Source organism: Shewanella goraebulensis, assembly GCF_030252245.1.
GTDB lineage: Bacteria > Pseudomonadota > Gammaproteobacteria > Enterobacterales > Shewanellaceae > Shewanella > Shewanella goraebulensis.
On record NZ_CP126972.1, the window covers coordinates 3549356 to 3561747 of the forward strand.

Annotated in this window: 11 protein-coding genes; 7 read left to right on the forward strand and 4 right to left on the reverse strand. The window is 38.8% G+C overall.

All coding sequences use genetic code 11. The features are described from left to right. Window positions 1-129: 129 nt before the first annotated feature. The 3 genes from QPX86_RS15045 (at window position 130) to QPX86_RS15055 (ending at window position 3088) form a co-directional block, all read left to right on the forward strand. Entirely contained in the window at window positions 130-1929 is a 1800-nt protein-coding gene (locus QPX86_RS15045; protein WP_285163111.1) for a bifunctional metallophosphatase/5'-nucleotidase, read from the forward strand. 233 nt (window positions 1930-2162) lie between these two features. Beyond that, window positions 2163-2465 carry an NrfJ gene (locus tag QPX86_RS15050; protein WP_220753083.1) on the forward strand — a complete coding sequence of 101 codons (303 nt, stop codon included), beginning with the start codon at window positions 2163-2165 and terminating at the stop codon, window positions 2463-2465. 113 nt (window positions 2466-2578) lie between these two features. Continuing rightward, a complete protein-coding gene (locus QPX86_RS15055; RefSeq protein ID WP_220753084.1) occupies window positions 2579-3088 on the forward strand; it encodes a GNAT family N-acetyltransferase in 510 nt (169 codons plus the stop codon). 55 nt (window positions 3089-3143) lie between these two features. On the opposite strand, the gene QPX86_RS15060 is transcribed toward QPX86_RS15055, so the two are convergent. After that, entirely contained in the window at window positions 3144-3356 is a 213-nt protein-coding gene (locus tag QPX86_RS15060) for a DUF3820 family protein (RefSeq protein WP_220753085.1), read from the reverse strand. A gap of 845 nt (window positions 3357-4201) precedes the next feature. On the opposite strand from QPX86_RS15060, the gene QPX86_RS15065 reads away from it, so the two are divergent. The 4 genes from QPX86_RS15065 to QPX86_RS15080 all read left to right on the forward strand — a co-directional run bounded on the left by QPX86_RS15065 (window position 4202) and on the right by QPX86_RS15080 (window position 6868). Continuing rightward, a complete protein-coding gene (locus QPX86_RS15065) occupies window positions 4202-4948 on the forward strand; it encodes an AAA family ATPase (RefSeq protein ID WP_285163112.1) in 747 nt (248 codons plus the stop codon). Continuing rightward, window positions 4908-5309 (forward strand): CopG family transcriptional regulator, encoded by a 402-nt coding sequence (locus QPX86_RS15070; RefSeq protein ID WP_220753087.1) that lies wholly within the window; start codon window positions 4908-4910, stop codon window positions 5307-5309. The genes QPX86_RS15065 and QPX86_RS15070 overlap by 41 nt, the downstream gene beginning before the upstream one ends. A gap of 212 nt (window positions 5310-5521) precedes the next feature. After that, the gene (locus QPX86_RS15075) at window positions 5522-6346 is read left to right on the forward strand and encodes a M90 family metallopeptidase (RefSeq protein ID WP_285163113.1); all 825 of its coding nucleotides are present in this window, start codon (window positions 5522-5524) and stop codon (window positions 6344-6346) included. Window positions 6347-6391: 45 nt separating this feature from the next. Further along, window positions 6392-6868, forward strand: a complete 477-nt coding sequence (locus tag QPX86_RS15080; protein WP_259651258.1) for a nuclear transport factor 2 family protein — start codon at window positions 6392-6394, stop codon at window positions 6866-6868. A 109-nt stretch (window positions 6869-6977) separates the two neighbouring features. On the opposite strand, the gene QPX86_RS15085 is transcribed toward QPX86_RS15080, so the two are convergent. From QPX86_RS15085 to aceB, 3 genes are all read right to left on the reverse strand, one after another. After that, window positions 6978-7901, reverse strand: a complete 924-nt coding sequence (locus QPX86_RS15085; protein ID WP_285163114.1) for an alpha/beta hydrolase — start codon at window positions 7899-7901, stop codon at window positions 6978-6980. A gap of 130 nt (window positions 7902-8031) precedes the next feature. Then, the gene (locus QPX86_RS15090) at window positions 8032-9507 is read right to left on the reverse strand and encodes an HDOD domain-containing protein (protein WP_407696593.1); all 1476 of its coding nucleotides are present in this window, start codon (window positions 9505-9507) and stop codon (window positions 8032-8034) included. 372 nt (window positions 9508-9879) lie between these two features. Next, on the reverse strand, window positions 9880-11535 hold the full coding sequence (gene aceB / locus QPX86_RS15095) for a malate synthase A (RefSeq protein ID WP_407696594.1): 1656 nt from the start codon (window positions 11533-11535) through the stop codon (window positions 9880-9882). Between the last annotated feature and the right edge of the window lie 857 nt (window positions 11536-12392).

The window sequence follows — 12392 nt, forward strand, 5'->3', positions numbered from 1 at the left end:
GAGCATTGCTCCCTTTTTTGACTAAAAATAGTTTTTAAAGCGTAAATAACAGGTGTAATCAGACACTGCAAAAAATGTCACCTAGCAAGGGAACTTTTAATCGTTCACCTTGTAAATATAGAGGAAATGATGCCTAAAAATTACACGCTATCGCTCGCTCATATCAATGACACGCATTCAAATTTCGAGCCCAGCAAAATTCAATTTAACTTGACTGTTGATGGTCAAAAATATCAAGCGGAAACCAAAACTGGCGGCTATGCTCGCCTCAGTTATCAAATCGAAGCTGCCAGAAAAAGAGCCCAAAACACTGATCAAGCATTCATGTTTCTTCACGGTGGTGATAGCTTTCAAGGCACTTTATATTTTCGCGAATTTCAAGGCGCTGCCAATGCCCATTTATTAAATATGTTAAAACCCGACGCCATGGTGTTGGGTAATCATGAAATTGATGCCGGCAACAGCCCGGTGTTAGCCTTTTTAAATCGTATTGAATTCCCGCTATTGGCTGGCAATATGGATTTAACTGAAGAGCTATTAGATAAAGAGGGACGCTTAAAGAATCATCCGATGCTATTGGATTATGATAACAAGCAACAATGTGCCAAGTTTTTGCTAAAACCCTTTTATGATAAGCAAATCGCCATTGTTGGAATTACTTTAGATCAGATGCCTCTCATTGCTCGCCCAGATCCTGATACTCACTTTATTAATGCCATCGAAACGACTAAAAATACGGTCGACATCCTTAAAAATCAAGGTGTTGACCATATCATAATTCTTAGTCACCTTGGCCTTGACCAAGACCGAGAGCTTGCCGAAAAAGTTGACGGTATCAGCATTATTGTCGGTGGCCACTCCCACACCTTACAAGGTAGCTTTAGCGATTTAGGGTTAAGCCACACGGATTACGCAGAAACCATAAACAATACCCCGATTATTCATGCCAGCAAATACGCTGAAGTATTGGGACTTGCCGAAATTGAATTTGATGAGCAAGGAAGTTGCACTGCTATCAATGGCAATAACTACTTTATGCTTGATGAACAGATTGAAGTATCTCACTTACCATCAAGCAAAGAAGACGCTACCTCGAAAACACGAGAATCTATAAATGCCTCGTCAATAATAACTGCTGAGCCAATAATAACTGCTGAGAAAGTATCAAAAGTAATCACAACATTAAAAGCGCACCCTGGCGTGTTAGGCTGCGAGGCTTGTGCTGAAGTACACGAAACAATTATGCGCGATTACCGCCCTGCGCTTAATGCACTTGAAGAGCAAGTACTGGCACATATTCCAAGAGATTTAATCCATACCCGCTTGCCAAGTAAACACTTTCCTCATGGCAGCGAAATAGCTCCATGGGTGTGTCGTAGTATGTTCAAAGCGACCAAATTGTCTGAACCCAAATTAGACTTTGCCTTACATAATGCAGGCGGAGTTAGGCAGTCACTAAATAAAGGAAACTTATCGGTAGCTGATGTACTCGGTCGGATATTGCCATTCGAACTTCCATTAGTTAAATATCAAATCCAAGGTAAATATTTATATCAAGTGCTTGAGTCTGCTATTAACTCAGCAACGAATAATGGCGTTACTGGTACTGGTGCAGGTAGCTTCCCTTATACCTATGGCATACGCTACTTTTATGATGGCAATCTTGCGATGAACCATCGCATTACACTCATTGAAGAGTTCCAGCAAGGTGAATGGCGAAAAATCGATACTGAAAAGCTTTATATAGGTGTATCCAGCGCATATACCGCAGCGGGTAAAGAAGGCTATGACGCACTGTTAAAGGCACATTGGCAACAAGATTTGAATACCATGACATTACCTGAAGCATTTGTAGACTTTGTATCTCAACACGGCAACTTAATTGAAAATCCATTACAACCCAATGTGTACTACGTCAGTCACAGATAACGCGAATTAGGTGATACATTGCCTCAATGCCAGTTATCACTCATTCAGTAAATATCAACTATAAAACCTTATATATCAGTTAAGGTTAATATTATTTATGATAATGTAGTATTCACAAATCTGCAGCTGATCACAGACCCTGTGCTGGCTTCATGATTTAATGCTGTATCTTTATGTGGATTCATGACTTGAATCATTGCAAATATTAGCCTAATCAAATAGGAAACGGTTTCATGAAAGCAAAATTAATCAAATTAGCAGCTGCAGCAACATTAGCGTTAGGCGTATCTTCAGCTTGGGCTGCTGGTATCATGCACCAAGGTGAAGTTCTAGAAACAATGAACAGCGGTGGCTACACATACGTACAAGTTAAAGCTGAAGATAAAACGTTTTGGGCAGCAGGTCCTCAAGTTGAAATCACTAAAGGCGATACTGTTAGCATGAATGAGCAAATGTGGATGAACGACTTCACAAGCAGCACGCTAAACAAAACGTTTGAAGAATTATTATTTGTAGGCAAAATCGAGAAGAAATAACTCGTTTTAGTTTCAGATAAATAGATAATCGGCTAATTTATGTTAGCCGATTTTTTTTGACTCCATTTTGATGATGGGTTTTATGGTCTTTAATACAGTAAGCTTTAAAAATTATGAACAACCAATTAGCCATCACCTCTTTTAAACCTAAGTTTGCAGAGCCAGTCAGTTTACTTGTTCATCAATGTGTTCAGCATATTGTGCACCCAAGATACAGTGCGGAGCAATTAAATGCATGGTCAGAGTCCCCTCGCTCTAAAAAGCACTGGTCACAACGCTTACAGCGAAGTCAGAGCTGGATTATGATTAGAGATAACCAAGATAATGACTTGCCAGAGGTGGTTGGACTGATTAACGTTGAAACCCATTTTCATAGTCGTGGCTATATAGATAGCTTATATATTTTACCATCGCTGCAACGTCAAGGATTGGCTGGAGAACTTTATCAAACACTAGAGGCTTGGGCTCAACAACAAAATTACTCATCATTAAGTGTCGATGCTTCTTATTTATCTAAAGGCTTTTTTCTCAAGCAAGGGTTTAAACAGATTCAGCCGAGTTATCAGATAACCAAAGACCAAGTACTCAATGGATTCTATATGACTAAGGAGTTAGGTAAATGAATCTTTCGCTCACTAACTCATCGTACAATTCAAACTTCTAGCTGTTTAACCAGTATTACTTTTTCAATAAAGGCTGCAGCATTTCTTCTAAACCATTTAACTTTACTTCGTACATCAAAGCTAATTGCTCACCTAACTTCCCTTCGGGAAAGCCTTTACCATGAAACCAAACTAAATATGGCTCTGGCAGTTCTAGCAGCTTTCTACCAGCGTACTTTCCAAACGGCATTTTTTGATTGATTGCTTCTAACAATAAAGCTTCATTCATAAATTAGTAATCCCATAACTTTCTCTCAAGCTGGCGCAGAATAAGCAAAAATATAATAAACACAGCTTAATTATTAAGTGATGGATTTTTGCAGTAAAGGGATACCTAATCAAGCTTACTGTGATAATTCACTATCGATTGCACTTTATTATACAGAACTCAGTATATCGTTTAGGAATATCAACCAGATTAATAATACTATTTAGCTATAAATTAGGACGACAGTTAGCTAGTCGACAAGCCTTCATTGATGATTTAAATATTCGCGTCAATGTTTTTACGCCTTAAGCTACTCATAATTAAGGGGTTAAGCCATTCAATATTGCAGTGAACTCAATAAGTCAAAAAAACGCCAAACACATGTATTAGTCAAAAATTCACGGTTCAGTCAAAACGGCCATAACGTCAATTTACCACCAATTGACCTGTTACAACTCTCCACATAAAGTTAATAACATTAAAGCTAAATGTTGCCAATAAATAGCATTTGTTTTATTGACAATGCTGCATAATTTGGCTGATTTGTTCAAGACTGTGACTGTGGTAATACGTTCAAGACTGTGACTGTAGCAATACGTTCAAGACTGTGACTGTGGCAATACGTTCAAGACTGTGACTGTGGCAATACGTTCAAGACTGTGACTGTAGCAATACGTTCAAGACTGTGACTGTGGCAATACGTTCAAGACTGTGACTGTAGCAATACGTTCAAGACTGTGACTGTGGTAATAGGTTCAAGACTGTGTTTGATGCGTTCAAGACTGTGTTTGGATTATTTAAGACTGAGTATAACAACAACGAGTGTTTATAAAGCCGTTCTCGTTGTCCCATCAGGAGAAGTAAAGATGATCATATTAGTCGGTGGAGAAAAAGGTGGAAGTGGCAAGAGCTGTCTCGCACAGAATGTTGCTGTTTTTCTCGCGAAAGATGCTAAATCAAGCATCATCATGGTTGATTGTGACCCCCAAAGAACAACATCAGACTGGATCCAAGCAAGAAACAATAATCCTGATCTGCCCGCCATCAATTGCGTGCAGTTATATGGAAAAATCCGTAATGATTTACTCAGCCTTGAACAACATTATGACTATGTCATCGTCGATTGTGGTGGACAAGATAACTTAGCTTTACGCGCCACATTGTCAGTCGCCTCACATGCATTAATGCCTTTACGCCCAAAACGCCGTGACCTAAAAACCGTGGAGCATATGGATGATATCATCGCGACCTGTAAGATGATTAACCCAAAAATGAAAGCTTCATTTGTGATAACTCAATGCCCAAGTTTACCCAATCAATCGGGTCGAATTTTTGAAGCCAAAGAAGTGTGCAATACCTTTGATATCAATGTTCTTGAGTCAATAACATACAGTCGTAATATTTACGATGACAGTGAAGAGTCAGGTTTATCTGTTATTGAAATAGACCCTAGCGGAAAAGCGGCTAACGAAATTCGCAATATTGCCTGTGAATTGCTTGAAGTTAAAAATGCACAGCAACTTATCCAACAACGTAACGATGCCGGTAATGTTACGCAGCTGAGGGGGACTTATGGGGCTAGCAGATCTCAAGAAAAACGTTACGCCATGTAAATCTCAATTTTCGCCACAAATGTCGGTTGATGATTTTATTGAAGCAGCAAACTTGTACGCTATGGGTAAACAGCCCAATAATAGAACTCAAGATGATTCTAATAAAAAAGCAATGGAGCAACTTTTAGCGTTAACACAAGCCAATGAGCCATTAAATGAAACGTCGCAATCAACAGGTAAATCGCAGCCTTTTAGAAGGGCAACGTTTACATTAAGTGAGGCAGCTATCGAGCAACTTACGGCATTGAGTTTAAGCAGCCATAGCGCAAAATCGAAACTAATAAGGCAACTTATCCAACAGCACTTTCTATTATCCGAACCAGAACAGCGGGCAATAGAAAATGAAATAAATATAAAGTAAAAAATTATCCACTTCTTATTAAGTAACGTACTAGAAAAATAACAATCCCTCCCCCTATTTGACTGGCATCAACGTAAGTTGTTTGCCAGTTTTTTTTACTTCAAAAAATCATATTAAATTTAATTAGCATTAGTATTCACTAAACTGCCCTTGAATTTTTCTCTCAATCGCCCAATAACTTATTTAAGCTTATTACTCATCAAGGAAGGCATATGTTTGCATTGTTGGTTCTGATCATTATTTCAGTTATTGCCATTGGTCTGATTATCTCTAAACCAAAGCGAACTCAGCGCCGCAGAGAAAAAACCGTCCAACTACCTTTCCCCAAAGAGTGGCGTCAAATTCTTAAACGTCGATTTCCCTACTTCAAAGCTATGCCAACCGATCTGCAATTACAATTGAAAAAACACATCCAAATTTTTATCGAAGAAAAAGAGTTTGTGGGCTGTGATGGTTTTCAAATAACGGATGAGGTAAAAGTCACCATTGCAGCGCAAGCTTGCTTATTGTTACTGAATCGACAAACTGATTTTTATCCAAAACTCAAACAAATTTTGGTTTACCCATACGCCTTTATTGTCGAAAAAAGAGGAACCGATTTTGCGGGTGTTGAGTCAAATCAGCGTAATGTTTTGTTAGGCGAGTCATGGGGCAATGGTAAAATTATTCTCTCTTGGAAAAGCACTCTTGATGGAGCTGCAGATCCATTCGATGGCCAAAACGTTGTTATTCACGAATTTGCCCACCAGCTTGATCAAGAAAACGGCCAAGCAAACGGAGCTCCGCCTCTTAGAGATATAACAGATTACTCAGCCTGGTCAAAAGTATTAGGCCAAGAATTCGAAAGCTTACAGCATTGTGCAAGACAGCAAATCCCTTCTTTATTTAACTATTACGGCGCAACTAATCCTGCTGAGTTTTTTGCGGTTATTAGCGAAACCTTTTTTGAAAAGCCACAGGAATTTTACCAACAACACAATTTGCTTTATAAAGAGTTAAGTCACTTTTATCAGCTTGACCCTATCAACTGGCAGTAATTTCATTGTTAGTTGATTTATCATAAAAATGAACAAGGAATTTCCATGCAAAATGCACTGCTTACCTTCCTATTAACCAGCAGCTTATGGGTGATGTCATCGCTTCCCGCTGAAGCCAATGACATCATCTCAATAGAATCTAAACAGCAGGCTGATACGCTATTAGATCAACTGCATCAAGACGCCAGTGATGCTAACTGGGACAATTACTTTTCTTTGTACCATGCCAACGCTATCTTCCTCGGAACCGATGCCACTGAACGTTGGGATATGAAGCAATTTTCAGGCTATGCAAGACCTACAGATGGTTGGCATTATGAGGTTAAATCTCGCCAGTTATTGCAGTTTGACAATACCATCATGTTTGATGAGTTACTTGAAAGCGCCAGTTATGGATTGTGTCGTGGCACAGGAGCATTGCAATTAACCGATGATGGCTGGAAGATAGTGCAATATCATTTAAGCATTGCCGTTCCTAATGAAGATGCTCAAGCGGTGGCCAGGCTTATTAAGAAAAATTAACCTTTTAAAATAGAACAAATAGGTTCTCAAAGTGGAGAGCCTTTACCAAAAGGCCTGTGAATTAATCAACCCACAGGCCTTTTGTTTAATCATCAAATCCATTCAACAGCTAAAACTGCATATGCTCATCGATAATGCTAAGTATCCGGTCTTTTAACCACATAGGCCCATAATCATTCATATCGTTATGCCTTGAATCCTCAATCTTGACCACAGCGATATTTGTTGCATCTTCTGCCTCAGTAGGCAGAACGCCTTCATCCGCAGGATAGTCACTTGCTCTTATTGATAGCACATCAATTGCCTTATCTCTTGGTAAAGGCACTCTACGGTGATCTAAGGTAATAATACGGCTAATGTAATCCACTTGACTCTCTTCAAACTGGCTAGCATCCGATGATTCGCTCTTACCATTGGTTACAGCCACAGCTTTTTCATCAGGGTTCTTTATTTCAAGAGCATTTGTATCTAGATCATTTACATAAAGAGTAGTCGCACCATTGGTTGCGAGTAATACTGAGATATCACCACCATTTGAATGACCTATTAAGGTGATATGTTCAAAATCAAAATTTGAACTAGAGTAAGGGTAAACATCCGGCGTATGCAGTTGATTAACGTACTGCTCACTAAAGTAATACTGAATAAAATTCAGCGTATCAGCACCACGTTGCCAATTTTCAGCACGAGTTTGTGCAAACGGCTGAACTCTTGATAAAGGAGGATCTGAAGGTAACTCGTGGCGAACTGCAATAACCAAATACCCTTGCTGCTGAAAGTGCTGGCTTATAAATTGATACTCAGTGTGCAGCAGGCCATATCCCGAACTTAATATCATCACCGGACATTGGCGGTTATCTTTGCAATTATACTCTGCTGCTGGGTAATAAAGCTCAACTGGAATCAATCGTTGCCGTGAGTGATCTTCAACAACAATGCTGTCTGAATGAAGTTGTTGGGTTGAGGGTAAGTTATTTAACTCAGCTGCAATCAAGTTTGATATGAGCATGCTCGCTACTAATATACTTGTCATTAGTGATCTTGATATGAGAGTTCTAGTTATAAGGGCTTTGAGCGCAATCAAAAAATAGACGCTCGCAAAATTTAGTCGTTTGAACAATGTTGAATAACCTAAGTTAATTAACGATAAATGACTCAAGACTCTAATGGACTGATAGCCCAAAACAAAGGTTAGCTAACTGAGTTAAATGGCAAAAACTATCAAAATCTTGCTGGGTTACCTGTTTTGGGGAAATGTGTTTATCCGCATAAAACAAACCAATCGTTTTTTCATTAACAACAATCGGCGCAATCATGAAACCGTGTTTAAAGTGATTTGGGTCAAAATTAGCATTCACAAAAGAAGCTAATTCATTGAGTTCTCGTTCATCAAACTCATGTAACCAATTCGCTTGTTTTTGATTAATACTTTGCATAAATGGGTTACTCCCACCTTGCATCTCAATCAGTAACTCTTGCTTAAGCTTTTCAGCCCCCTCTCCAAATGCGATACGTGCTGATAATTGCTTTCGATTAGGTGACAACAGCATTACAGCACAACGATCAACGCCTACTCCATCTAAAATACCTTCTAATGTCGTTTGCACTACTTGGTTAAAGTCAGCTTTTTGAATAGCAAGTTCAGTCAATTCACGCAGTTTTTTTAGTTGTAGAACTAAATTAGCTTCACGAAATACCGGCTTTTCTGCAGGCTTATCTAGCTCTGAAATGATCTCAGCGGTTTCAGGCAAATGCTGCACTAACTCAATAGCACCATAATCTTCTGCTAAACGAACCGTCGCCTCAGCACAGCGACTGAACCTAGCTTTGCATTGTTCTAAGCTAATATTCTGAATTTCAGCAGCCGCGCTTAATAGCTCATTGAGTTTTTCAGTATTGATATGGGGTTGATTTAAAGCTTCGATGATTTCATTTGCCAAAAATATACTGCGTATTTCAGGCATCCTCTCATCTGGGTGTGACAATGAAGTGGTCAGTACATCACCTAAGCCCCAAGCTCTAGCTATGCTTTGGGTTAATTGAGAAAAAGATGTGCCTAGATATTCACGGACTATCGCTTTCTCATCTTTAGCCGAAGTAGCAGTAAGCAATGTTTGGTCTAAATTATCAACAAAATCACCGCCGACACTCCAAAAAGCACTTTCACCAATGCGATATAGCAACGACGCGATAAACACCTCTTCACGCAGCGCTTCATCATAGTCTTTTAACATCACTCTAGAGAGCATTGCGGCTTGAAAAGAATGGGCCATTAATTTGATTAATCTTTGATAAACGGATTCTGATAGATTGTGGTTTTCAAGCAGGCTAGTGAGTAATTTAGCAGTAATACAAATATTACGTATAGTATCAAATCCCAAAACCACAGCAGCACGGCTAACCGTGGTGACATGGCTGGTACCTTTATTGTAGATAGCACTATTCGCCACCCGTAAAATGCGAGTCGTTAACGCATTATCATGCATAACACTGCGCCCTAGAGAAGCTAAAGAGGACACATCATCCTTAGCTAATTTCTCTAAGTCTCTTATAGTGGAACATAAAGCAGGCATTTCTTGATCACTGATACGTTTAGTCCAGTAATCGACGCCTTTTGTTATTGGTAGTGAGGTTTTCAAGTCCATACTCATCAATTATGACAGTATTTTTACTATAACCTTTTACAAATCCCAATTGTATCAAATATGTAATCGATTCAACTTTTCTTCTGTTTTTTAGCAAAAAAAAACGGCTCCGAAGAGCCGCAACACAAGCGAATGGTTGAAAACTTACTGGGTAGGAAGTTAAAAATCCTCGCATCAAGAACCACAACTAGCTAGCGCTAATATTCCGAATACTGGATAAAAACCCGGTGTAACCTGTAGGTGAGTAACCCCGGGGGACATCAGCTGCAAAGCAGCTAAACTGGTCCAGAAATGAGCCACTTACTTAGGGCAACTCTTTCTGACTAAACATTTCTAACAATAAAACACGATTACATTCAGTTCGAATTAAGCCGTTAACAACTCATATCCAGGTAAGGTTAAGAAATCGACGAGTTCATCCGATGTGGTAATTTCATCAAATAGAGTCGCTGCTTGATTAAACTTTCCTTGGTTAAACCGTTCACTACCTAACTCTTGCTCTACTGTGTTGAGCTCTTCACTCAACATACTTTTAAATAAAGCTTTAGTCACAAGTTTGCCATTTGATAATGATTTCTCATGTTGGATCCACTGCCAGATGGAAGTACGTGAAATCTCAGCAGTTGCGGCATCTTCCATTAGACCGTAAATAGGTACACAGCCATTACCTTGAATCCAAGCTTCGATGTACTGTAGTGCAATACGAATGTTCAATCTCATGCCTTCTTCTGTACGCTCACCTTCACATGGCGTTAATAGCTCATCAGCTAAAATAGGCGCATCAACATCGCGGGTAATATGCAATTGATTAGTACCATTACCGATATAATCATTAAAAATTGTCATGGCAGTATCGGCTAAACCAGGATGCGCTACCCAAGTGCCGTCATGGCCGTTACGTGCTTCAAGTTCCTTATCACCTTTTACCTTCTGCAACACTTGCTCATTAGCTTCAGGTGTTTTTGCTGGTATAAAGGCAGCCATGCCGCCCATAGCTAATGCGCCGCGTTTATGACATGTTTTAACTAATAATCTTGAATAGGCACTTAAAAATGGCGTATCCATGGTGACAGCTTGTCTATCAGGTAACACGCGGTCAGCATGCTTATTTAATGTTTTAATATAGCTAAAGATGTAATCCCAGCGGCCGCAATTCAGTGCAACAATATTTGACCGCAGTTCATATAAAATTTCATCCATTTCAAACACAGCAGGCAATGTCTCTATCAAACAAGTACATTTGATGGTGCCAGGTTTTAAGCAAAAGCGCTCTTCAACATAAGCAAATACTTTGGCCCACCAACGCGCTTCAATGTGACTTTCAAGTTTAGGGATATAAAAGTAAGGACCACTGCCTTTCGCCAATAACTGGTGATAGTTGTGATAAAAGTACATCGCAAAATCGAATAATCCACCAGGGATGGGTTCGCCTTTAAATTCAACATGCTTTTCTTTTAAATGCAGGCCACGCACGCGACAAATTAATACCGCAGGGTCTTCTTCTAATTTGTAATGTTTACCTGTGTTTTCAGCAGTAAAGCTGATGTCACCTCTTACTGCATCACGAAGGTTAATTTGACCCTGAACCACTTTCTCCCAACTTGGAGCCAGTGAGTCTTCAAAGTCAGCCATGAACACTTTTACATTGGCATTCAAGGCATTAATAATCATTTTACGATCAACTGGACCCGTTATTTCAACTCTGCGATCAGTTAAGTCCTCAGGCATACCACGAATAGTCCACTCGCCATCACGAATGGCACGTGTTTCTGGTAAAAAATCTGGTAGCTCACCGTTATCAATACGCTGTTGCTTTTGCTTACGCTTAGCCAATAGTTGTGGGACTTCTTGGTTAAACTCTTCACATAATGCTGCAAGTAAAGAAAGCGCACCGTCATTAAAAATCGCTTCTTGGCCAGGGACCTTAGGACCGATTAGCGCAAGATCTACACTAGTAGGTAATTCAGTATCAGCACTTGGCTGTGATTTAGCATATCTAGCCATTAATTGTTCTGCTGTCATATTAAGCCCCTTGAGCATTAGTCAGTTTTCAAAGAGAGAAGTAAGCAAGTTTGAACTTGTCAACAGGATATTGCCGCGCTTAACCTTCAATGCCTTACTTTCTCTATCTCCAAACAAACCTGCCAATATTTAACCACCAAATGTTTGTTTCGAACTAAAACCTAACGAGAAATCTTTGCATTTGCAACAACATCAAATGGTATAAAAACAAGCAAAAACAATAGCTAAAATTGGTATTACCAAAACATCAACAACGATAAATCGCTGATAAAAAACAATATTTCCTTAAATCCCTTTCAATCTACATTGATATTGGTAAATTGTCTTACAACTTAACCAAAGGTTTAAAGTGAATATTAAAAAGGTTACTAAATTACTCGCTGTAAAATATTTTTTACACATTTTTTTAATATTTATACCAAAGTAGAATCAAGAATTTGTTTTGAACTAACCTTAAGGTAAACGAACCAACCAAAACTAAAACAACAACTTAACAACAAATCTTCCAATTACAGATTCAAACGACCGTTTAAAGCTGACGTTAACGTAAACTAGATGCGACCCCTAGAATATTTACTCTAGACTAAGATGGATGTAGTCCGATCAACATCACAAAATTTATTGGTTTCACTCAAAAAAAATCGAAATTTTTTATAAAAAAGTAAAAAAACTGTCACTTTTCGATTTATTAGCTAAAAACAAAGTAGATAAACAGTAATAAAAAGAAGAATTATCTTTATGATGTTTAAGGTGAATAGACCTTTCAATGATGTGTGTGTTTATTTAACCGCACTGAAACTACAATTTGATTAAGTAGTCGATATATTTCAGTGACTAAATATCAAAATTACGCTCAA

Bases quoted from the DNA above. Each gene is read 5' to 3' on its own strand.
- QPX86_RS15045 (WP_285163111.1), top strand. From the start codon at position 130: ATGCCTAAAAATTACACGCTATCGCTCGCTCATATCAATGACACGCAT.
- QPX86_RS15050 (WP_220753083.1), top strand. From the start codon at position 2,163: ATGAAAGCAAAATTAATCAAATTAGCAGCTGCAGCAACATTAGCGTTA.
- QPX86_RS15055 (WP_220753084.1), top strand. From the start codon at position 2,579: ATGAACAACCAATTAGCCATCACCTCTTTTAAACCTAAGTTTGCAGAG.
- QPX86_RS15060 (WP_220753085.1), bottom strand. From the start codon at position 3,356: ATGAATGAAGCTTTATTGTTAGAAGCAATCAATCAAAAAATGCCGTTT.
- QPX86_RS15065 (WP_285163112.1), top strand. From the start codon at position 4,202: ATGATCATATTAGTCGGTGGAGAAAAAGGTGGAAGTGGCAAGAGCTGT.
- QPX86_RS15070 (WP_220753087.1), top strand. From the start codon at position 4,908: ATGGGGCTAGCAGATCTCAAGAAAAACGTTACGCCATGTAAATCTCAA.
- QPX86_RS15075 (WP_285163113.1), top strand. From the start codon at position 5,522: ATGTTTGCATTGTTGGTTCTGATCATTATTTCAGTTATTGCCATTGGT.
- QPX86_RS15080 (WP_259651258.1), top strand. From the start codon at position 6,392: ATGCAAAATGCACTGCTTACCTTCCTATTAACCAGCAGCTTATGGGTG.
- QPX86_RS15085 (WP_285163114.1), bottom strand. From the start codon at position 7,901: ATGACAAGTATATTAGTAGCGAGCATGCTCATATCAAACTTGATTGCA.
- aceB (WP_407696594.1), bottom strand. From the start codon at position 11,535: ATGACAGCAGAACAATTAATGGCTAGATATGCTAAATCACAGCCAAGT.